The 20,982-nt window shown below is 64.0% G+C and carries 19 protein-coding genes; 9 read left to right on the top strand and 10 right to left on the bottom strand.

Annotated elements, in window-relative coordinates:
* Positions 1–2: 2 nt before the first annotated feature.
* Complete coding sequence (locus SO140_RS00680) at positions 3–779, bottom strand: SDR family oxidoreductase (RefSeq protein ID WP_449377815.1); 777 nt, start codon at positions 777–779, stop codon at positions 3–5.
* A gap of 68 nt (positions 780–847) precedes the next feature.
* On the opposite strand from SO140_RS00680, the gene kce reads away from it, so the two are divergent.
* The 7 genes from kce to SO140_RS00645 all read left to right on the top strand — a co-directional run bounded on the left by kce (position 848) and on the right by SO140_RS00645 (position 7,749).
* On the top strand, positions 848–1,786 hold the full coding sequence (kce, locus tag SO140_RS00675; protein ID WP_449377816.1) for a 3,5-dioxohexanoate:acetyl-CoA acetone transferase: 939 nt from the start codon (positions 848–850) through the stop codon (positions 1,784–1,786).
* 98 nt (positions 1,787–1,884) lie between these two features.
* Entirely contained in the window at positions 1,885–2,073 is a 189-nt protein-coding gene (locus tag SO140_RS00670; protein WP_449377817.1) for a hypothetical protein, read from the top strand.
* A 190-nt stretch (positions 2,074–2,263) separates the two neighbouring features.
* Entirely contained in the window at positions 2,264–3,862 is a 1,599-nt protein-coding gene (locus tag SO140_RS00665; RefSeq protein ID WP_449377818.1) for an ABC transporter substrate-binding protein, read from the top strand.
* A 43-nt stretch (positions 3,863–3,905) separates the two neighbouring features.
* Complete coding sequence (locus tag SO140_RS00660; RefSeq protein WP_449377819.1) at positions 3,906–4,853, top strand: ABC transporter permease; 948 nt, start codon at positions 3,906–3,908, stop codon at positions 4,851–4,853.
* Between the two features lie 9 nt (positions 4,854–4,862).
* A complete protein-coding gene (locus SO140_RS00655; protein WP_449377820.1) occupies positions 4,863–5,756 on the top strand; it encodes an ABC transporter permease in 894 nt (297 codons plus the stop codon).
* Positions 5,756–6,766 carry an ABC transporter ATP-binding protein gene (locus SO140_RS00650; protein ID WP_449377821.1) on the top strand — a complete coding sequence of 337 codons (1,011 nt, stop codon included), beginning with the start codon at positions 5,756–5,758 and terminating at the stop codon, positions 6,764–6,766. Before SO140_RS00655 ends, SO140_RS00650 begins: the two co-directional genes overlap by 1 nt.
* On the top strand, positions 6,763–7,749 hold the full coding sequence (locus SO140_RS00645) for an ABC transporter ATP-binding protein (RefSeq protein WP_449377822.1): 987 nt from the start codon (positions 6,763–6,765) through the stop codon (positions 7,747–7,749). Before SO140_RS00650 ends, SO140_RS00645 begins: the two co-directional genes overlap by 4 nt.
* A gap of 88 nt (positions 7,750–7,837) precedes the next feature.
* Here the strand turns inward: SO140_RS00645 and SO140_RS00640 are convergent, their stop codons facing one another.
* The 7 genes from SO140_RS00640 to SO140_RS00610 form a co-directional block, all read right to left on the bottom strand.
* Positions 7,838–9,826, bottom strand: a complete 1,989-nt coding sequence (locus SO140_RS00640; protein ID WP_449377823.1) for an acetyl/propionyl/methylcrotonyl-CoA carboxylase subunit alpha — start codon at positions 9,824–9,826, stop codon at positions 7,838–7,840.
* Positions 9,823–11,439, bottom strand: a complete 1,617-nt coding sequence (locus SO140_RS00635) for an acyl-CoA carboxylase subunit beta (RefSeq protein ID WP_449377824.1) — start codon at positions 11,437–11,439, stop codon at positions 9,823–9,825. The genes SO140_RS00640 and SO140_RS00635 overlap by 4 nt, the downstream gene beginning before the upstream one ends.
* 113 nt (positions 11,440–11,552) lie before the next feature.
* Positions 11,553–12,419, bottom strand: a complete 867-nt coding sequence (locus SO140_RS00630; protein WP_449377825.1) for a beta-keto acid cleavage family enzyme — start codon at positions 12,417–12,419, stop codon at positions 11,553–11,555.
* Positions 12,420–12,618: 199 nt separating this feature from the next.
* Positions 12,619–13,419, bottom strand: coding sequence for a helix-turn-helix domain-containing protein (locus SO140_RS00625; RefSeq protein ID WP_449377826.1), 801 nt, complete (start codon positions 13,417–13,419; stop codon positions 12,619–12,621).
* Positions 13,420–13,605: 186 nt separating this feature from the next.
* The gene (locus SO140_RS00620; protein ID WP_449377827.1) at positions 13,606–14,262 is read right to left on the bottom strand and encodes a glutathione S-transferase family protein; all 657 of its coding nucleotides are present in this window, start codon (positions 14,260–14,262) and stop codon (positions 13,606–13,608) included.
* 83 nt (positions 14,263–14,345) lie between these two features.
* On the bottom strand, positions 14,346–15,506 hold the full coding sequence (locus tag SO140_RS00615; RefSeq protein WP_449377828.1) for an acyl-CoA dehydrogenase family protein: 1,161 nt from the start codon (positions 15,504–15,506) through the stop codon (positions 14,346–14,348).
* A 117-nt stretch (positions 15,507–15,623) separates the two neighbouring features.
* A complete protein-coding gene (locus tag SO140_RS00610) occupies positions 15,624–16,760 on the bottom strand; it encodes an acyl-CoA dehydrogenase family protein (RefSeq protein WP_449377841.1) in 1,137 nt (378 codons plus the stop codon).
* Between the two features lie 268 nt (positions 16,761–17,028).
* Here SO140_RS00610 and SO140_RS00605 point away from each other — a divergent pair, with 268 nt between their 5' ends.
* Positions 17,029–18,582: an acyl-CoA synthetase gene (locus tag SO140_RS00605; protein ID WP_449377829.1), complete on the top strand. Its 1,554-nt coding sequence runs from the start codon at positions 17,029–17,031 to the stop codon at positions 18,580–18,582.
* A gap of 3 nt (positions 18,583–18,585) precedes the next feature.
* On the opposite strand, the gene SO140_RS00600 is transcribed toward SO140_RS00605, so the two are convergent.
* Positions 18,586–19,527, bottom strand: a complete 942-nt coding sequence (locus SO140_RS00600; RefSeq protein WP_474798593.1) for a hypothetical protein — start codon at positions 19,525–19,527, stop codon at positions 18,586–18,588.
* On the opposite strand from SO140_RS00600, the gene SO140_RS00595 reads away from it, so the two are divergent.
* Complete coding sequence (locus SO140_RS00595; protein ID WP_474798595.1) at positions 19,507–20,067, top strand: hypothetical protein; 561 nt, start codon at positions 19,507–19,509, stop codon at positions 20,065–20,067. The two genes, SO140_RS00600 and SO140_RS00595, sit on opposite strands and share 21 nt — an antisense overlap.
* Positions 20,068–20,115: 48 nt before the next feature.
* Here SO140_RS00595 and SO140_RS00590 read toward each other — a convergent pair whose 3' ends face one another.
* Positions 20,116–20,877: a helix-turn-helix domain-containing protein gene (locus tag SO140_RS00590; RefSeq protein WP_449377832.1), complete on the bottom strand. Its 762-nt coding sequence runs from the start codon at positions 20,875–20,877 to the stop codon at positions 20,116–20,118.
* Between the last annotated feature and the right edge of the window lie 105 nt (positions 20,878–20,982).

The following is a 20,982-nucleotide window of genomic DNA, read 5'->3' as shown; positions in this document are numbered from 1 at the left end:
CCCTACCCCAACATCTGCGTATCGCCGCAGATCGAGATCGCCTGGCCGGAGATGGTGCGACCGCGGGGGCTTGCCATCAACAGGATCTGGTCCGCGATCTGCTCCGGCGTGACGTAGTCCTTGATCGAGGTATAGGAGAACGCGATGCGCTCCATCTGGGCGTAGGAGATGCCACGCTGCTGCGCCTTCGCTTCCAGCACCCGGCGCTGGCGGTCGCCGGCGACGAGACCGGGCAGAATGGCGTTGACGCGGATCTTGTCGGGGCCGAGCTCGATCGCCAGCGACTTGGTGAGGCCGATGACGCCCCACTTCGCCGCCGCATAAGGCGTGCGCATGGCGAAGCCGACCTTTCCGGCAGCGGACGAGATGTTGACGATCGAGGCGTTCTCGCTCTCGCGGAGCAGCGGCACCGCGAGCCGCGTGCAGTTGAACTGGCCGGTAAGGCAGACCTCGACGCAGCGGTCCCAGTCCTCCGGATTCATCTCCTCGACCTTCGCGGTCGGGCCGGCGATGCCGGCGTTGTTGACGAGCACATCCAGCCCACCGAGCGCGCGGACCGCCTCGTCGAACATCGTCTTCACCGCGGCGCGATCAGCGACGTCGCATTGCGAGCGCGTAATTGCGATATCGCTGTTCGCAAGCGCGGCAAGCGCCATCTCGTCGACATCGCAGACATGCACCTTTGCGCCTTCGGCGAGGAAGCGGCGGGCGATTGCAAGCCCTATGCCGCCCGCTCCCGCGGTCACCAGTACGCGCAACCCCTTGATGTCGAGATCCATGATGGCTCCGATCGTGTCTTGATGCTAAGCGTGACGGTAGATCACAGCCGCCTCGGAGTTGCAAACCCATGGTTAGCAAGGTATCGGCCCGCAAAGTCATCATCACCTGCGCCGTCACCGGCGCGATCCACACGCCGTCGATGTCCGCTGCCCTGCCTGTGACGCCGCAGGAGATCGCGGACGCCGCGGTGGAAGCCGCCGAAGCCGGTGCAGCGATCGTGCACCTGCACGCGCGCAACCCCGAAACCGGTCAGCCGGATCAATCGCCGGAGGCCTTTGCGCCGTTCCTCAAGATCATCAAGCAGCGTTCCAACGCCGTGATCAACCTCACCACCGGCGGCTCGCCAACAATGACGGTGGACGAGCGCGTGCGGCCTGCCGCGGTCTACAAGCCGGAAGTGGCCTCGCTGAACATGGGCTCGATGAATTTCGGCTTCTTCGGCATGCTCAACCGCTTCAAGACCTTCAAGCATGATTGGGAACGCAAGCATGTCGAGAACAAGGACATCGTGTTTCGCAACACCTTCCAGGACATTGAGTTCGTGCTGAGGACGCTGTCCGAGACCGGAACCCGTTTCGAGTTCGAATGCTACGACACCGCGCATCTCTATAATCTCCAGTACTTCCTCGATCAGGGCCTGGTGAAGCCACCGCTGTTCATTCAGACCGTATTCGGCCTGCAGGGCGGCATCGGCCCGCATCCCGAGGACGTGCTGCACATGAAACGCACCGCGGAGCGACTGTTCGGCGACAAGTTCATCTGGTCGGTGCTGGGCGCCGGACGGCATCAGCTTCCGATCGCGGCGATGGCCGCCGCCATGGGCGGCAATATCCGCGTCGGCCTGGAAGACTCGCTCTGGGCCGCGCCCGGCCGCATGGCCTCTTCCAATGCCGAGCAGGTGCGCCTTGCCTGCAAGATCATCGAGGGCCTCGGCCTCGAGGTCGCCAGCTCCGACGAGGCGCGCGAGATGCTGCATTTGAAGGGTGGCGACACGTTGCAGGTGTAGTCCGCAACTCTCTGGATTTTGATTTCGCTGGGATGTTGTCGCCCGTCGTCGCCGCGACCGCGGTCCTGTATGCTCAGCAGGCATTGACAGGAGCCCCCATGCTCGCCGCGTTTCTCTTCATTGCCGGCCTTCTTGCCATCTTGATCCTGTGCGGCCGCTGCACTGCGAAATTCGCGGCGGAGAAGGGACGCTCGCGGAGCGTCTGGTTCGTCCTGGGCGCCCTGTTCTTTCCGTTGCCCTCGATCGCACTGGCGCTGCTGCCATCCCGCGCGCAGGCGCAACGCTAAAGACGATCTGGTTCCAATCGAAATGACGACATCAGCCTCTCTCACATCGTGAGAGACTGCGGCATGCGGCTTTACGTCATCCGAATTGCCAAGGCCGCCGCCAGCCTTGGCCGTTGCCTGCCCTCGCGCGCATGGCTATCGTCGTGATCAAACAGGCCGCACAAGGCCTTGAGGCTCGAGGGAGAGAAGCATGCGGAGCGTGACGGCGCTCGCCGCGATGGCGGCGCTTTCGGTGCTGACGGTCTCAACCATCGCGTTGGCCGACGAGGGCAAGCAAGGCGGCATCCTGCGGATGTACCACCGCGACAGCCCCGCAAATGCTTCGATCCACGAAGGCGCGACCTATTCGGTCAACATTCCCTTCATGCCCGTCTTCAACAATCTCGTCATCTACAAGCAGGACGAGCCGCAGAACAGCATGGACGACATCGTCCCCGAGCTCGCCGAAAGCTGGGCCTGGGTCAATGACAACAAGACGCTGACCTTCAAGCTGCGCCAGGGCGTGAAATGGCACGACGGCAAGCCGTTCACCTCGGCCGACGTCAAATGCACCTTCGACATGCTGATGGGCAAGTCGCAGCAAAAGTTCCGGCAGAACCCGCGCAAGGCCTGGTACAACGAGGTCAATGACATCTCGACGAATGGCGATCTCGAGGTCTCGTTCAACCTGAAGCGGCCGCAGCCCTCGCTGCTGGCGCTGCTCGCCTCGGGCTACACGCCGGTTTATCCCTGCCACGTCACGCCCGGCGACATGCGCACGCATCCGATCGGCACCGGTCCCTTCAAGTTCGTCGAGTTCAAGGCCAATGAATCGATCAAGCTGACCCGCAATCCCGACTACTGGAAGAAGGGCCGGCCCTATCTCGACGGCATCGAGTTCACCATCATCCCGAACCGTTCGACCGCAATCCTCGCTTTCGTCGCCGGCAAGTTCGACATGACCTTCCCGACCGAGGTGACGATCCCGCTGGTGAAGGACGTCAAGTCGCAGGCGCCGAATGCGATCTGCGAGATCGCGTCGACCAATGTCGCGACCAACATCATCGTCAACTCCAGCGCGCCGCCGTTCGACAATAGCGACATCCGCCGCGCCATGGCGCTGGCGCTCGACCGCAAGGCGTTCATCTCGATCATGTTCGAGGGCCAGGGCGACATCGGCGGCACCATGCTGCCGCCGCCGAACGGCCTGTGGGGGATGCCCAAGGAGATGCTGGAGACCATTCCCGGCTACGGCCCGGACGTGAACGCCAACCGCGAGGAGGCGAAGAAGCTGATGCAAAAGGCCGGATATGGGCCGGATAAGCATCTCGCCGTGAAGGTTTCCACGCGCAACATTCCCGTCTATCGCGACCCCGCGGTGATCCTGATCGACCAGCTCAAGAGCATCTATATCGACGGTGAGCTCGACGTCGTGGAAACCGCGAACTGGTTCCCGAAGGTCGCGCGCAAGGACTACATGATCGGACTCAACCTCACCGGCAATGCGGTGGATGATCCCGACCAGTCCTTCTACGAGAACTATTCCTGCGGCTCCGAACGCAACTACACCAACTACTGCAACAAGGAGATCGAAAAACTGTTCGACGTGCAGTCGCAGGAGACCGACGCTGGCAAGCGCAAGAAGCTGGTTTGGGAGATCGACAAGAAGCTGCAGGAGGACGTCGCCCGCCCGATCATCTTCCACAGCCGCATGGGCACCTGCTGGCAGCCCTATGTCAAGGGTGTGACGATCATGACCAACTCGTCCTATAATGGCTACCGCTACGAGGATCTGTGGCTGGACAAGTAATGCGGCGGACGGGCAGCTGAGGGGCTCGGCAGGAGGCGTTGGGATGTTTGCCTATCTGGTGCGCCGCCTCTTCCTGATGCTCGTGACCCTGTTCGGGATCTCGATCGTCATCTTCTTCCTGCTGCGCATCGTGCCGGGCAACATCGTCGATATCCTGTTTGCGGCTGCCGGTTACGTCGATCCCGCAGACAAGGCCAATCTGGAAAAGGAGCTCGGCATCGATCAGCCGCTGGTGATGCAGTATCTGCATTGGATCGGCGGCTTTCTTCGCGGCGATTTTGGTTACTCCTATGTCTCGGAGAAGCCGGCGCTCCAGGAGATACTGCCACGGATTCCCATCACCGCGCGGCTTGCCGGGCTCGCATTGCTGTTCTCCGCCTCGATCGGCATTCCCTTGGGCGTCATCAGCGCGGTGAAGCAGGGAACAAAACTCGACTATGCGTTGCGTGTCGTCAGCCTCAGCGGGCTGTCGCTACCCTCGTTCTGGCTCGGGCTTTTGATCCTCACCGCGTCGGTCGCGATGTTCGGCCAGATGCCGATCTTCAATCCCAATCCGCAGACCTGGGTGGAGGCGTTTGCGACCTATGCGGTGCCGGCTGCCGCGGTCGGCTTCCGCAGCGCCGCGCTCACCATGCGCATCACGCGCTCCTCGATGCTGGAGGTGCTGCGGCAGGACTATATCCGCACCGCACGCGCCAAGGGTGCCTCCGATGCCGCCGTGAATTATCAGCATGCGCTGAAGAACGCGATGTTGCCCGTGATCACCGTGATCGGCATCGAAGCGGCCTTCCTGATCGGCGGCCTCATCGTGACCGAGACCGTGTTCAACATTCCCGGCGTCGCGCGCTTCCTGGTCGAGGCGATCCGCTGGCGGGATTATCCCATCGTGCAGAACCTCGTGATGTTCATCGCCGTCGTCGTGGTGTTCGCGAACTTCACCGTCGACATGCTGTACGCCGTGTTCGACCCGCGCATCCGGTATACGGACTAGGAGAATTGCTTGGCCGCGATCGACTATGATCTCGAACTGAAGCGCGCCGGTGCGGGCGCGACAGGCGGTTGGCGGCGCGTGCTGTTCCTGGCGCAGCGGCATGTGCTGGGCGCGGCCGGGCTGATCATCATGACGCTGTTCGTGTTCACGGCGATCTTCGCCAATTTCCTCGCCCGCTTCGATCCCCTCACCGTCGATGCCGCGCATGCGCTGGCACGCCCGAGCGCGCTGCACTGGATGGGCACGGATTCTTTCGGCCGCGACGTCTTCAGCCGCATCATCCACGGTGCGCGGATATCGCTCGCGGTTGGCATCGGCTCGACCGCGCTTGGCGCCTCCATCGGCGTGATCGTCGGCCTCACCTCGGGCTATCTCTCCGGCTGGGTCGATCTCGTGTTTCAGCGTGTCTCCGACATCCTTCAGGCGCTGCCGCTCCTGGTGCTGGCGCTGGTGATGACGGCCGCGCTTGGGCCGTCGCTGCCCAACGTCATCATCGCGATCGCCATTCCGCTGATCCCGACGGTGGCACGCGTGATCCGCGCCAACACGCTGGCCCTGCGCGAGCAGCCGTTCGTGGAAGCCGCCAAATCGATCGGCATGAGCGAGATGCGGATCGCGCTCCGCCACGTGCTGCCGAACACGTTGGCGCCGCTGATCGTGCTCGCCACGGCGCAGCTCGGCTCGACCATCCTCACCGAGGCCTCGCTCTCCTTCCTCGGCCTCGGCATTCCCGAGCCCTACCCGTCCTGGGGCCGCATGCTGTCGGAATCGGCTGCCGAATATGTCCGCACCGCACCGTGGCTGGTGATCTTCCCGGGGATCGCGATCAGCCTCGCCGTGTTCGGCACCAATCTGTTCGGTGACGCGCTGCGCGACATCCTGGATCCGAGGCAGCGGGGCTGATGAGCGACACCTCCGATCTCGTGCTCGATGTGAGGAACCTGAAAACGGTGTTCTTCACCAATTCCGGACTCTTCAAGGCCGTCGACGACGTCTCATTCCAGGTGCGGCGCGGCGAGACGCTGGCGATCGTCGGCGAATCCGGCTGCGGCAAGAGCGTCACCGCGCTCTCCTTGATGCGGCTCGTGCCCAACCCGCCCGGCCGCATCGTCGGCGGCTCAGTGACGCTCGAGGGCACTGACCTGCTCGCACTGGATGATGCGAAGATGCGCGCCATTCGCGGCAACCGCATTTCCATGATCTTCCAGGAGCCGATGACTTCGCTCAATCCGGTGATGCGGATCGGCGACCAGATCACGGAGGCCGTGCGGCTGCATCGCAGCATCTCGACCAGAGAGGCCCAAGACATCGCGGTCGAGATGCTGCGGCTGGTGCGCATTCCCGAGCCGGCCCGGCGCGCGAAGGAATATCCGCATCAGCTTTCCGGCGGCATGCGCCAGCGCGCGATGATCGCGATGGCGCTGGCCTGCCGGCCGGCGCTGTTGATCGCGGACGAGCCGACCACCGCGCTCGACGTCACGATCCAGGCGCAGATCCTCGCGCTGATCCTCGACCTTCAGAAGGAGCTCGGCACCGGCCTCGTGCTGATCACGCATGACCTCGGCGTCGTGGCGCAGACCGCGCAGCGCGTGATCGTAATGTATGCGGGGAAGAAGGTCGAGGAAGCGACGGTGGAAGCATTGTTCGCTGCACCAAAACATCCCTATACGCGCGGGTTGATGGCTTCGATCCCGGCGGTCCCGGCATCCGGCGTCGCGGCGCAGGCGCGGCTGAACGAGATTCCCGGGACCGTGCCGTCGCTGGTGCGGCTGCCGAAAGGCTGCGCCTTCGCGCCGCGTTGCAAGCTCGCCATCAAGCGCTGCGAGGCCGAATATCCGCCGCTTCAGGATTGGGGTGGCGGCCATCTCGCCGCCTGCTGGCGTGCGGCCGAGGTCGCGGAGGAGGTGGCATGAGCGAGACGTTGCTCGAGGTCACCGACCTCTTCAAGCACTATCCGGTGCGCGCCGGCGTGCTGCGCAAGCGGGTCGGCACCGTGCATGCAGTCGATGGCGTCAGCTTCTCGCTTCATACGGGCGAAACGCTCGGCCTCGTCGGCGAATCCGGCTGCGGCAAGTCGACAGTGGCGCGCAGCGTGCTGCGGCTGGTCGAGCCGACCTCGGGCCAGATTCGCCTCGACGGTGAGGATATCACGCATCTCTCCAAGACCGAGCTGCGGCCGCATCGCCGTTCGATGCAGATCGTGTTCCAGGACCCCTTTGCCTCGCTCAACCCGCGCATGACAGCGGGCGACATCGTCGGCGAGCCTCTCGCAGTGCATGGCCTCGCAAGCGGGAAAGCGCTGGAGACGCGCGTCGCAAAACTGTTCGAGCAGGTGGGCCTGCGGCCCGACCAGATGCGCAATTTCCCGCATCAATTCTCCGGCGGCCAGCGCCAGCGCATCTGCATTGCCCGCGCGCTCGCGCTTCAGCCACGGCTAATCGTCTGCGACGAGCCCGTCTCCGCGCTCGACGTCTCGATCCAGGCGCAGGTCATCAACCTCCTGATCGACCTGCAGCGCCAGCACGGCTTCTCCTATCTGTTCATCGCGCATGATCTGGCGGTGGTCGCTCACATCAGCCACCGTGTCGCCGTGATGTATCTCGGTCGCATCGTCGAGATCGCGGACAAGGATGAGCTGTTCAGAAATCCGCGCCATCCCTATACGCAGGCGCTGCTCGCCTCGGTCCCGATCGCCAATCCGCACGCGAAGCGGCTCACGCCGCTGGTCGACGGCGACGTGCCGAGCCCGGTCAATCCGCCATCGGGATGCGCCTTCCACACGCGCTGCCGCTTTGCGATGGCGCGATGCAACACGGAGCGACCGTCGCTGGTGGAGGCCAGCGAGGGGCACCAGGTGGCGTGCTTGCTCAATGAGGGAACGGGGCGAGGGCAATAGAATTGTAGGGTGGGTTAGCGAAGCGTAACCCACCTCTTTTGTTTCTACGTCGAGAGAAGTGGTGGGTTACGCCTCCGGCTAACCCACCCTACGATTGCGGTGTTTGCGGCTCGATCTCCACCACGACCTTCCCCGTCTTCACTTGCTCACCCTCGGCGATATCGATCGCCACGACCACGCCATCGATGCCGGCCTTGTGGACGTGCTCCATCTTCATCGCCTCCAGTATCATCACCGGCTGGCCGGCGAGGACGCGGTCGCCTGGCTTGACCAGCACTGCGACGACGCGGCCGTTCATGGCGGCGCGGACCTTGCCGTCGCCGCCATTCGCTGCGGCGGCTTTCGGCGCGGCGTGGGTAAGATCGGCGACCACGAGCGGGAAGCCGCGGTGCTGGAGCCAAAGCCGACCGCCATCGCGCAGGAATTTTGCGGTGTCCATGAGGCCGGCGTGATGGAAACGAATCGTCTCTGAATCTAGCTCATCGACCTCGAACCGATGCATTTGTCCATCAGTGGAGACCACGTAGCTGCCATCACGCTCGCGCGTGACTTCGAGCTCATGCGTGTGCCCCTCGATCTCGATCTTCACCGGCAGCGGAAACGTCGTCGCCAAGCTCCGCCCGCCGCGCCACGACGGGGCGTGCGGGTTGGTGACGTAAAGCAACAGGCCTGCGAGCGCAGCGCCGAACGCTCCGTCCTTGCGCGGCACCAGAAGCTCATCGCGATGCGCGCCGATGAACGCCGTCGTCGTCTCGCCCTTGGCAAAGCCGGAATGCCGCAGGCACGACATCAGGAACGCCTGGTTGGTGGCGACGCCGAAGGCGGTGAGCTGTTCCAGCCCGCAGATCAGGCGACCTCGCGCTTCCTCGCGCGTCGCGCCATGGCTAATGACCTTGGCGATCATGGAATCGTAGAACGGCGGAATCTCCGTTCCCGATTGCAGCGCGTGCTCGACGCGGATGCCGTCCGGCACCTGCCAGCGCGCGATGCGGCCGGACTGCGGCATGAAATCGTGTGCGGCGTCCTCCGAGCACAGCCGCACTTCGATGGCGTGGCCGGAGAACCTGATGTCCTGCTGCTTGACCGGCAGCGGCTCACCGCGGGCGACGCGCAGTTGCAGCTCGACGAGGTCCAGGCCGGTGATCGCCTCGGTCACGGGATGCTCAACCTGCAGGCGCGTGTTCATCTCCATGAAGTAGAACTCGCCGCTTTCGTCGAGCAGGAATTCCAGCGTGCCGGCGCCCTCATAACGCAGCGCCCTCACGGCTGCGACCGCGACCTCGCCCATTCTCGCACGCAACTCCGGCGTCACTGCCGGCGACGGCGCCTCCTCGATCAGCTTCTGGTGCCGTCGCTGCACGGAGCAATCGCGCTCGCCGAGATGAATGGCGTTGCCATAGGAGTCGCCGAATACCTGAATCTCGATGTGCCGCGGGTCCTGGATCGCGCGTTCGAGGATAACCGTGGGATCGCCGAACGCGGCCTTCGCTTCGGAGCGCGCGCTGCACAGCGCGTCGGGGAAGGCCGCGGCATCAGCCACCAGCCGCATGCCGCGACCGCCGCCGCCGGCGACCGCCTTGATCATCACGGGGAAGCCGATCTTCCCGGCTTCCGCGAGCATCACCTCGTCACTCTGGTCGGCGCCCTGATAGCCCGGCACGATAGGCACGCCGGCCTTCTTCATGATCTCCTTGGCGCCGGCCTTGTTACCCATCGCCTCGATTGCCTGGGTCGACGGGCCGATGAAGACGAGGCCGGCATCCTTGCAAGCCTTCGCAAACGCCTCGTTCTCGGCGAGGAAGCCATAGCCGGGGTGCACGGCATCCGCCCCGCTCGCTTTCGCAGCGGCAATGATGGCTGATATGTTGAGATAGGATTGCGCCGGCAAGGCTTCGCCGATCCGTACGGCCTGGTCAGCCTGCCGCACATGCAAGGCATCGCGATCCGCATCCGAATAGACCGCGACGACGCCAAGGCCGAGACGGCGCGCGCTGCGCATCACCCGCAGCGCGATCTCGCCGCGATTGGCGACCAACACCTTGAAGAACGGCCGGTGCTGCACTGATCCGTTCCTCATGGGCGGGCCACCGAGAATTGCATGCGCTGGGGCGTCCGAGCGTCGCCCTCGCGGCAGATCGCGAGCACTTCGGAGAGGACCGCGCGAGTGTCGCGCGGATCGATCACGCCATCATCGAGCACGCGGGCGCTGGTCGAAAACACATCCATCTGGCCGTCGAATACGCCGATGATCTCTGCCTTCATGGCCTCGAGCTTGTCCCTCTCGATCGGCTTGCCGCGGCGCGCGGCAGCAGCTTCCGTCACGATCGCCATGGTCTCGGCCGCCTGCTCGCCGCCCATCACGGCGGTCTTGGCATTGGGCCAGGAGAAACAGAAGCGCGGATGGAAGCCGCGGCCGCACATGCCGTAATTGCCGGCACCGAAGGAAGCGCCGCAATAGATGGTGATCTGCGGCACCGTCGCCGACGTCACCGCCTGGATCATTTTCGAGCCGTGCTTGATCATGCCGGCCTCTTCATAGGATTTTCCGACCATGTAGCCGGTGGTGTTGTTCAGATACAGCAACGGCGTGCGGGTCTGGCAGCAAGCCTGGATGAAGTGCGTCGCCTTGTTGGCTCCGGCCGGATCGAGCGGACCGTTGTTGGTGATGATGCCGATCGCCTGACCTTCGATGCGGGCATGGCCACAAATGGTGGCGGGGCCATAATTCGGCGCCATCTCGGTGAAGTCGGAATCGTCGACGATGCGCGCGATGACCTGCTTCATGTCGACGGGGCGCTTGTGATCCATCGGCATGATGCCAAGCAGCTCGTCCTGATCGTAGCGTGGCGGCTTGTAGTGCGCGCTCGCCCGGCCCGGCCGCTCCCATTCCAGCGCTGCCATGATTTCACGCGCGATGCGCAGGGCATCGCGGTCGTCCTCGGCGAGGTAGTCGCCGAGACCGGAGATCTGCGTATGCATCTCGGCGCCGCCGAGCTCCTCTTCGGTCGCGAACTCGCCGGTTGCGGCCTTGAGCAGCGGCGGTCCCGCGAGGAAGGCGCGGGTGCGGCCACGCACCATGACGATGTAGTCGGACAGACCCGTCTGATAGGCACCACCCGCGGTCGACGAACCATGCGTCACGGTGACAACGGGGAGGCCCGCCGCAGAGAGCCGCGCGAGGTTGCGAAAGATGTTGCCGCCGCGAACAAAGTCTTCGACGCGGTAGCGCAGGAGATTGGCGCCGGCGCTTTCGACGAGCTGCACATAGGGCAGCCTGTTCTCCAGCGCGAGCTCCTGCACGCGCAGCGTCTTGTCGAGGCCATAGGGTTGCAGCGCGCCGGCATCGATGCCGGCGTCGCTGGCGCTGACCATGCAGCGGATGCCGGAGACGAAGCCGATGCCTGCGATGACGCCGCCGCCGGGCACGCTCGTGTTGGCATCGCTCACGTCGAACATGTAGCCGGCCAGCGTGGAGAGCTCGATGAACGGCGCGCCGGGGTCGAGAACCAGCGCGACACGCTCGCGCGGCAGCAGCTGGCCGCGCTTGTGGAAGCGATCCTTTGCGGCGGCGGACGCCCCGCGCGTGCGCTCTTCCAGCGCACGCATCCGGTCGATTAGCGCCAGCATGCCGTCACGGTTGGCGTGGTAGGCGGCGTTGCCGGCGGAAATGGTGTTTTCGATGATGGACATAGCTCTATCCTACCCGTCATTGCGAGGAGCGAAGCGACGAAGCAATCCAGGCTGTTTCCGCGGATACATTGTGGATTGCTTCGCTTCGCTCGCAATGACGGTGGGGGTAATACCTACCGGTTCGTCCCAAAAATCTTCCGCGCCTCGGCCGGACTCGCGATCTCGCGGCCGGCGCGACGTGCACAAGCGGCCACCGCTTCGATCAATTGACCGTTCGACGTCACCTTCTTGCCGTCAGCGAGATAGAAGGTGTCTTCGAGGCCGGTCCTCAGGTGCCCGCCGAGATCGGCGCAGCGCTGATGCAGGGGCCAGATTTCTTCGCGGCCGATCGCCGTGACCTGCCAATGCGCCTCGGGACGCTTCAGCTTGAGCAGGATCGGCAGCAGCTCGGGATCAGCGGGCATGCCGGAGGCAACGCCCATGACGAAATTGTATTCGAGCGGCCCCTCGTACATGCCGACTTGGGTGTACATGCCGACGCAGCGGACGATGCCGACGTCGAAGCATTCGAACTCGGGGATGGTGCCGACCGCGTTCATGACGTCGAGATAGTCCTTCACCTTCTCGACTGCGTTGTCGAACATCATCGGCGGCCAGGCCCAGGTGTGATCGGCCTTCACCTTCAGATAGTTCAGCGAGCCGGCGTTGCAGGCGGCGATCTCCGGCTTCGTCTCGCGAATGCAATCGAGTGCGCCGCTGTAGTTCGGCCCCGACACGCCCGAGGTGTGATTGATGATCACGCCGGGGCAGGCTTCGCGGATCGCCTGCTGGATCTCCTTGCTGACGCCGACCTCCCAGGACGGCAAGTGCCCCTTGTTCGGCGCTTGCTGGCGCAGATGGATGTGCATGATGCTGGCGCCGGCGTCGAACGCAGCCCGGGCCTCGCGCGCCATCTCTTCGGGCGTCACCGGCACGTTGTGCTGCCGGGGGTCGGTGAGCACGCCGTTGAGCGCACATGTGATGACGGCCTTGTCGCTCATGCGTTGGGGTTCTCGCAGGTTGAGAATGCAACGCTGCGATCATGTGACGCGAAAGCTGCGGCTTCTTGCGCGGAGAAGCTAGGGATGGCTGCCGTAGCAGTAGCTGCGTAGGGTGGGTTAGCGAAGCGTAACCCACAGGCGCGTCCCGCGGATGCAGAAGTGGTGGGTTACGCCTTCGGCTAACCCACCCGAAGCGAGTCTAGCTTGCTTCCGCAAGCTTCGCCGTCTCGCCGCTGCGATAGATCGCAAGATCGCGCGAACCGACGAAGATGGCGCGCGGCTTCAGGCCATAGAAGCGGCGAATCGAATGGCTGAAATGAGTACTGTCGGGATACCCGATGTCCTGCGCGAGATGGGCGAGGTTGAGGTCCTGGTTGGCGAAATGAAGGAGATGCCGCGCGCGTTTCCAGGCGCGGAAGGAGCGGAAGGAAATGCCGGTCTCTTCCTTGAACAGATGCAGGAAGCGCGAAGCCGAGAGGCTGGCTTCCGCCGCACAGGTGTCCGCCGTCACCGGTTCGCCGGAGAAGCGCTCGATGCGCGCGATCGCCCGGATCACGCGCGGATCGAGCACACGGCGCGACAATGCCTCGCCAAAGCACATCTCGTCGAATTCGGCGGTGGTGACATCGCCATAGCGGCGCTGGCGCAGGAACGCATAAGCCGCGAGGATCTTTCGCGCGTAGGCTGCCTTGTCCGGTCCGGTCAGGCGCTCGGCCAGTGCCTCAATCACGCCGTCCGGCATGCTCTCGGGCTCGAGCGTCACGCTGATGACCGTGCGATAGTCGCTCGCGATGGTGTGCCGCTGGTTCGGCAGGGTCACGACGAGGATGTCGGTGGTGTGGACGTCGTCGATGGTCAGATGCAGGCTGCCCTTGATCGCGACATAGACGTGGCAGCAACCGGCGGTCCGCCGGCGCGGCCGGCCGAGTAACCCCGCATAGAACACGCGCTCCGGCGTGATCAGCATCAAATGGTCGGATTCGCGACCCTTATCTTCCATCGGCGGTCCTCCTCGCACAGCTCTTTTGGCCGCTGCGGACGTGGCCACCTTAGCGGAATTTTGCATGGTGTCACGACGGGATAGCGCTGTCACAAATAGTCGTCATTCCGGGGCGATGCGAAGCATCGAACCCGGAATCTCGAGATTCCGGGCTCGCCCTTCGGGCGCCCCGGAATGACGGTTCCCTCACGCCCTCAGCCTTGGCGCGACGTTCTGCTCGATTCCCGCCTTACGCTCCGCCGCTACTGCTCGCTTGAAACCCTCGCGCTGTTGCAGGCGCGCCCAGTAGGCTGCGACATTTGGACCGAAATCGCGCGAAAGCCCGATGCTTTCTGCAAGCCGCAGGGCGTAGCCAATCACGATATCGGCGGCGGTGAAGCGGCCGGCGCACAAGGCCTCGGCATTTGCGGTCGCTGCCTCCACCGCGCGCAGGCGACCCAGGAACCATTTTGCATAGTCGCCGGCGACCTGGGGATTGCGCCGCTCTTCCGGCTCGAGCTGGGCGTAGCGAAGTACCAGCGTCTGCGGGAAGGTTAGTGTCGCATCGCTGAAATACATCCAGTTCAGGAACGCGCCGAAATCGGGATCATTGGCATCGACCATCAGCGGAGTTGGCCCGTATCTGGTGCCGAGGTAGTGGCAGATACCGGAAGACTCCGTCATCCGTGTCTCGCCGTCGATCAAAAAAGGGATCGTGCCCAGTGGATTGATCGCCAAGTACTCCTTGGCGAAGACGCGCGGCGGGAACGGCAGCATCTTCAGCTCATACGGCAGACCCATTTCCTCCAGCATCCAGAGCGGGCGGAAGGAGCGCGCGGCGTCGCAGTGATAGAGCGTGATCATCGGGCGGTTCCCCTAGAGCATGATCCGGACCCGAAGGGCCGCGGCAGCGCAAAGTGTGCAGTGGTTTTCCGAAAAGATCATGCTCAGACTCTGATGCTATCGGGCAGCGTTCCCATCATCTTGCACAAGACCATCAGCATCACTTCATCGGCACCGCCGCCGATCGAGGTCAGGCGGCTATCGCGATAGGCGCGGCTGACCGGCGTCTCGTTGGTAAAGCCCATGCCGCCCCAATATTGCAGGCAGGCATCGGTGAGCTCGCGGCCGAGACGGCCGGCCTTGAGCTTGGCCATCGTCGCGAGCTTCGTCACGTCCTCACCCGCCACCAACGCCTCGCCGGCACGATAAACCAGCGCACGCAACAGCTCGACCTCGGTCTGCATCTCCGCAAGCTTGTAGTGCACGACCTGGTTGTCAAGAATGCTCCGGCCGAAGGCCTTGCGGTTGCGGGTATATTCGATGGTCTGGTCGATAATGTATTCGTGCGCCCTCAGGCAGGCGGCCGCACCCCACAGCCGCTCCTCCTGGAACTGGATCATCTGATAGGTAAAGCCCTTGCCCTCGTCGCCGATCCGGTTGCGCTTGGGCACGCGGACATTGTCGAAGAAGATCTGCGCGGTGTCGGAGGAGCGCATGCCCATCTTGTCGAGCTTGCGTGCCACCGTGACGCCCTTGCTCTTCATGGGGACGCAGATCAGCGACTTGTTGCGGTGAACGGGCCCATCGCCGGTGTTGGCGAGCAGGCAGATCCAGTCGGCCTGCGTGCCGTTGGTGATCCACATCTTGCCGCCATTGATGACGTAGTCGTCGCCGTCGGAACGCGCATTGGTCTTGATCGAGGCGACGTCGGAGCCCGCGCCGGGCTCGGAGACGCCGATGCAGGCGACGAAATCGCCTGCGATCGAGGGCGCCAGGAACTCACGCCGCACCTCGTCGGAGCCGAAGCGGGCCAACGCAGGCGTCGCCATATCGGTCTGCACGCCGATCGCCATCGGCACCCCGCCGCAGGTGATGGACCCCAACTCCTCCGCCATCATCAGTGCATACGAGTAGTCGAGCCCCGAGCCGCCGAACTCGACCGGCTTGTTCAGCCCGAGGAAGCCAAGGCTGCCCATCTTCTTGAACAGCTCGTGCGCTGGGAAGACGTCCGCCTTCTCCCAGTCATCGACATGGGGGTTGATCTCGCCTGCGATGAATTTCTGCAGGGAGCGGCGGATGTCGTCGTGGTCGACAGTGAACAGCATTTCTTTCCCTTCGTCATTCCAGGGCGCGCGAAGCGCGAACCCGGAATCCAGAGATGAGTCCTACATATCGAGATTCCGGATTGGACGCTTCGCGTCGCCCCGGAATGACGGTGAAGATCACAACCCCATCTGCCGGCTAGCCAGATCCTTCATGATCTCCTCGGTACCACCGCCGATGGCGTTGACCTTGACCTCGCGGTAGATGCGCTCGGCCTTGATGCCGCGCATGAAGCCGGCGCCGCCAAAGATCTGCACAGCTTCCGAGGCGCAGAACGCCATCGTCTGCGTCGCCTGGTTCTTCATCATGCAGATTTCAGCGACCGGGCTCTCGCCCTGCTCGAGCCGCCAGGCCAGCATTTCCAGCATAGCCTGGCTGGCAGCAACCTTCTGCGCCATGTCGACGATCTTGTGACGGATCACCTGGTGCTGGGCCAGCGGCTTGCCGAAGGTCTTGCGCTCTTTGGCATACGCGACCGCCTCGTCGAGGCAGACGCGGGCAAAGGCCGTGCAGCCGGCCGCCATGCCCATGCGTTCGCTGTTGAAGTTTTGCATGATGATCTTGAAGCCCTGCCCTTCTTCGCCGATCAGGTTCTCGGCCGGCACGCGGCAGTCGTCGAAATGCAGCGTCGCGGTATCGGAGGCCCACCAGCCCATCTTCTTCAGCTTGGTGCGCGACAGGCCGGGCGTATCGCCATCAATCAGAAGCAGGCTGACGCCGCCGGCGCCCTCGCCGCCCGTGCGCACGGCAACGGTCAGATAGTCGGCGCGCATGCCCGAGGTGATGAACGTCTTCTCGCCGCTCACGACGTAATGATCGCCATCGCGCTGTGCCCTGGTGCGCAGGTTCGCAACGTCGGAGCCGCCGCTGGGCTCGGTGATCGCGAGCGCGGAGATCTTTTCGCCGGCGAGGATCTGCGGCAGCACCCTCGCCTTGATCTCGGCGCGGCCTGCGCGCGCGATCGGCGGTGAGCCGATGGTATGGCTCATCAGCGACGCACTGATACCGCCAGCACCGGCGCGCGCCAGCTCCTGGCTGGCCACGATCTTCATGAACTGATCGGCGGGGCTGCCGCCAAATTGTTCGGGGAACCCGAGCCCCAAAAGGCCGATCTCCGCAGCCTTGCGATACAACGCGCGCGGGAATTCGCCGGCCTCGTCCCATTCCTGGGCGTGAGGCTCGATCTCCTTTTCGACGAAGCGGCGCATCACGGCGCGGAAAGCGTCGTGCTCGGCGGTATAGAACGGGCTCGTCATCGCGTGGTCGCTTTCGCTGGCGGCGATTCTTGTTGCCACCATGGCCGGAACACCACCCGCCCACTTGCGTCGAGTGGCTGGCCGGGAGCATCCGACTTCCGTCGGGCCATGCTCCAGCAACTCAACGCAAGACAGTTTAGCCCCTCGCGGAGCAACTCCGAACCAAAAAAGAAACTTGCAAAAAACTCAGGCCAGCCCCTCGGGGCCGGCCTGGCATGTTGCAAGGCAATGAGAGGCAGACGGCGCAAGACCGCAAATGGAGGGACACTTGACCGTTCGCCATTACGACTGGATCGCTCATCACAGCCGCCGCGCGCCTGACAAGATCGCGGTCGTCGACCTGGCGAGCCGGCGTCGCTTCAGCTACGAACAATTCGACGCGCGGATCTCGCGCCTCGCCACGCATCTGCGCGACGGCCTGAACGTCACGCGCGGTGATCGCGTCACCGTGCTGGCTCAAAATACGACCGATACGCTCGAGGTGCAGTTCGCCTGCTTCCGGCTCGGCGCGGTCTTCGTGCCGCTGAATACACGCCTCACCGTTCCGGAATTGCAGTTCATCGTCACCGATTGCGCGCCGAAAGTGATGGTCCATGACGGCGATCTCGGCGAGACCGCGCTTGCGGTGACGAAGCTTTGCGGCGTTGGCACGACGCTGCTGCTTGGCCCTGGGGGCTCGTACGAAGCGGGCATCGCGGCGTCAAAGCCGCTCGACAGGATCGAGCAAGTGACGCTCGATGACATCTCGACCATCATGTACACCTCGGGCACCACGGGCCATCCCAAGGGTGCGACGATCACCCATGGCATGACGTTCTGGAATTGCGTCAACCTCGGCGGCCCCGCCGGCATCGGGCCGTCCACGGTGCTGCTCACCGTGCTGCCGCTGTTCCACACTGGCGGGCTCAATTGCTACACCAACCCTGCGCTGCATGCCGGCGGCACCGTGCTGATCATGCGCGCCTTCGATCCCGGCCTTGCGCTGCAACTGATCGGCGATCCCGCGCAGGGCATCAACGTGTTCTTCGGCGTGCCCGCGATCTACCAGTTCATGGCGCAGCATCCAGCCTTTACGACCACCGATCTGGGCCGGCTGGCGACCTGCGGCGTCGGCGGCGCGCCAATGCCGGTGCCGCTGCTGAAGGTCTGGGAGGCGCGCGGTGTCGCGCTTCAGCAGGGCTACGGCATGACCGAGACCTCGCCGGCGGTGCTGGTGCTTGACCGCGAGGATGCGGCGCGGAAAGCAGGCTCCGCCGGCAAGCCGGTGCTGCATACGGAGGTGCGGATCGTGCGGCCGGACGGCAGTGATGCCACTGTCGGCGAGCTTGGTGAGCTCTGGGTGAAAGGACCGAACATCACGCCCGGCTACTGGAACCGGCCGGAAGCCAACAGATCCTCCTTCACTGACGGCTGGCTGCACACGGGCGATGCCAGCCGCGTCGACGAGGAGGGCTTTTACTACATCGTCGACCGCTGGAAGGACATGTACATTTCCGGCGGCGAGAACGTCTATCCGGCCGAGGTCGAGAACGCCCTGCATCAGATCGCGGCCATCGCGGAAGCCGCCGTGATCGGCATTCCCGATGCACAATGGGGCGAGGTCGGCCTTGCCATCGTCGCGGTCAAGCCCGGACTAGCCTTGAGCGAAGCGGACATCTTCGCGCACTGCGCCGCCAATCTCGCGCGCTTCAAATGCCCGCGCCAGGTCCGCTTCGTCGACGCGCTCCCGCGCAACGCCACCGGCAAGATCCACAAGCCGACGCTGCGCAAGGAATTTTCGGCGGCTTCGGAAGCCGACAAAGCCACGCCCGCGACCGCCTGAGCCTCAGGCCTCGCGCGGCTGAACGTCATTAGTCACTTCGATTGCCACCACCGGCAAGCCGAGGCGGCGCGGATCGCCCGCGGCCGCAAAACGCGGGCAGGTCCACGCCAGCGTGGACTCGCCCGACGATGGCAGCTGAAGGCGCAGCTCGAAGCCGTCCTCCTGGATCGCGATCGATCGGTCGGCGATACGCGCGCCGTCGAGATAGAAGCGAAGCCCGATTCGGTCGAGCGGTCCGCGGACGTTGAGGCATTGAACACGGACGACATTGCGGCCGGGTCGTGCGCTGATCCGGACCGCGGCTTCGGGCTCACTCCAGCGGAAGGCGCGGCCCTGCCAGATCTCCGCCGCATTGAAGCCGGCCTGCGCAAGCACGGGATCGCCCAACCGCTGCAAGGGAGCGCCTTTGGCGTTGCGAACGCGGTGGATGCTTTCGAGACGCTGAAAATCGATCAGGGCCGCGATGTAACGCTTCATCCATCGCGCTACGCTCTCGCGCGAGCCGACACGCGTCAGAACGGTCAGGACGCAGCGGTCATAGGCAGCCGCGAACCGCGCCGCACTGCGCGAGTGGAGGTCGCCAAACAGCGCAGGTCCGATCCAGCGCCGGAATCCGCGCCATGTCTCGTGAGTTGGCTTCGACCAAGAACGGCCATCAAGCACCAGCGCGCCAAACGCTCTCCGCGCAAGCGCGGGATCGAAATTGTCCTGGCGGCTCCATTCGACGGGAATTTCCAGAAGCTCGCTGCCGGGTTCACGCCGTCCTTCGCTCAGGTAGCGAATCTCACCTTCCACGAAATCGCGCGTGAACATCTCGAGCTCATCGAGCCTGCCGATGTAATAGTGATGTACGCGGGCTTCTTCCAAATAGCCAATCGCGTGGCCGCGCGTATGATAGCTGGCAGCGAGGAGCCATTCGGCGAAATGGCCGAACTCGCTGCGCAAGCCTCCGCACTCCTCGTATGCATCACGTCGCGTCACAAAGCATTGGTCGAGCACCTTGAGCCAAGGATGCAACTTCATACCGAACTCGATGTCGGCCTGATACATCGCAGCTTCCGCTTCCGACAGAGAATTGTGGCAAATCGGAATCGATTTGCAGGAGAAGCCCGACCAGCCGGGTTGATCCTCGATAGTTCGGATGCAGAGTTCGAGGACGTCGGGCTCGGGCCAGCAATGCGATTCCGTGAAGAAGAGGAAGCGACCTCGGGCTTTCGTGGCGCCGAGCGCGCTCAGCTCGATATCATGATCGGATTCGGCATATTCGAGATGAGCCTGATCTCCAACGATACTCTTGAGCTCGGCACGGAGCAGCCGGTCGGGCGGTACGACAAAGATGATCTCGTACAAGGATCTATCGACGCTCTGCGCGTTCCAACCGGACCAGGATCGCTGCCACTGCCCGCGGTGATCATCGAGTGGAATGATGACGGAGAACAGCGGACGCTCGGCGTCGGGCTCGGCTTGCGAACTGGGCATGAATGACACGGGCAAATGAATTCAACAAAAAGCGACGCCGGAACGAAAGAGCCGCTAGACCGGAAGGAAAAGCGCGAACGATTCGTCCACCGTGCGGCGCAGATGGTCACGGTACAGCGCGTAATTGACGTTGTCGGGAGAAATCCGCCCCAAGGTCGGCGTCTTGACGTTTCGCGCCGGCACGAGGGCAATGGGTGCCGCGATCGGCGTCAGCTGGGAGCCCGGTCCGGCGCGCAACGTCGAGATGATGCCATACATCTCGCCGGCCACTGTCGGCCGCGACACCGTGATCACGCGATGCTGCCCGTGCCGGTTGATGACGAGATAGATGAAGCCGGACTGATGGGGAACGGCGACCTCGCCGGTATGCTCATAGGCAGCGTCCGTGCGCTCACCCTCGCGGAAGACCAGCGACGATACCTTCGGCTCCCAGGCGATCTCGGTGCGGTAGGCAAAGAGCGCATCCTTGTCGCCAAATGACGGCCGCAGCGTGATGTAGACGTCCTCGAGCCAGGTCACCGCGCGGTGCGAATAGGAGCCGAGACTGTCGGGCGCGACATCGTTGCCTGCGGCAGGCGCCGGCGGCGCGGCGTGATTTTTCCGCAAGGCGACCCCCAGGGCCTGCTCCAGCCGCACCGTGGTCGCCAGCGTGAACGGGCGCCGGCCGCCCAGCACCTTCTCCAGCGTCGACAGGCTGAGCTTGGCCTGCTCGGCCAGCGCCTGCCGGGAGATGCGCCGTTTGGCAAGCTCCTCGCGGATTTTCTCCGCGACCTCGCGGCTTTGCTCATCGGTAAGCTGCTTGTCCGGCGTATGCATCGTTATTCCTGCTCCAGACGGACATTCTAGCAGGCCGGACAAATCAGCACAAAACCGTACGGGGCCGTCTCCGCGGCGGCCGGCCCAGGTGGCCGGCGGCCGAAC

The organism is Bradyrhizobium sp. UFLA05-108 (genome assembly GCF_059803455.1).
The sequence above is the reverse complement of the archived record's forward strand: the minus strand, read 5'-3'. Positions and strand labels throughout refer to the sequence as shown.

Excerpts from the sequence above, each read along its gene's own strand:
- SO140_RS00640 (WP_449377823.1), bottom strand. The coding sequence starts at position 9,826 with ATGAGGAACGGATCAGTGCAGCACCGGCCGTTCTTCAAGGTGTTGGTC.
- SO140_RS00590 (WP_449377832.1), bottom strand. The coding sequence starts at position 20,877 with ATGCATACGCCGGACAAGCAGCTTACCGATGAGCAAAGCCGCGAGGTC.
- kce (WP_449377816.1), top strand. The coding sequence starts at position 848 with ATGGTTAGCAAGGTATCGGCCCGCAAAGTCATCATCACCTGCGCCGTC.
- SO140_RS00595 (WP_474798595.1), top strand. The coding sequence starts at position 19,507 with ATGGCCGAACTCGCTGCGCAAGCCTCCGCACTCCTCGTATGCATCACG.
- SO140_RS00625 (WP_449377826.1), bottom strand. The coding sequence starts at position 13,419 with ATGGAAGATAAGGGTCGCGAATCCGACCATTTGATGCTGATCACGCCG.
- SO140_RS00635 (WP_449377824.1), bottom strand. The coding sequence starts at position 11,439 with ATGTCCATCATCGAAAACACCATTTCCGCCGGCAACGCCGCCTACCAC.
- SO140_RS00630 (WP_449377825.1), bottom strand. The coding sequence starts at position 12,419 with ATGAGCGACAAGGCCGTCATCACATGTGCGCTCAACGGCGTGCTCACC.
- SO140_RS00665 (WP_449377818.1), top strand. The coding sequence starts at position 2,264 with ATGCGGAGCGTGACGGCGCTCGCCGCGATGGCGGCGCTTTCGGTGCTG.
- SO140_RS00615 (WP_449377828.1), bottom strand. The coding sequence starts at position 15,506 with ATGCTGTTCACTGTCGACCACGACGACATCCGCCGCTCCCTGCAGAAA.
- SO140_RS00660 (WP_449377819.1), top strand. The coding sequence starts at position 3,906 with ATGTTTGCCTATCTGGTGCGCCGCCTCTTCCTGATGCTCGTGACCCTG.
- SO140_RS00680 (WP_449377815.1), bottom strand. The coding sequence starts at position 779 with ATGGATCTCGACATCAAGGGGTTGCGCGTACTGGTGACCGCGGGAGCG.
- SO140_RS00610 (WP_449377841.1), bottom strand. The coding sequence starts at position 16,760 with ATGACGAGCCCGTTCTATACCGCCGAGCACGACGCTTTCCGCGCCGTG.
- SO140_RS00645 (WP_449377822.1), top strand. The coding sequence starts at position 6,763 with ATGAGCGAGACGTTGCTCGAGGTCACCGACCTCTTCAAGCACTATCCG.
- SO140_RS00670 (WP_449377817.1), top strand. The coding sequence starts at position 1,885 with ATGCTCGCCGCGTTTCTCTTCATTGCCGGCCTTCTTGCCATCTTGATC.
- SO140_RS00620 (WP_449377827.1), bottom strand. The coding sequence starts at position 14,262 with ATGATCACGCTCTATCACTGCGACGCCGCGCGCTCCTTCCGCCCGCTC.
- SO140_RS00650 (WP_449377821.1), top strand. The coding sequence starts at position 5,756 with ATGAGCGACACCTCCGATCTCGTGCTCGATGTGAGGAACCTGAAAACG.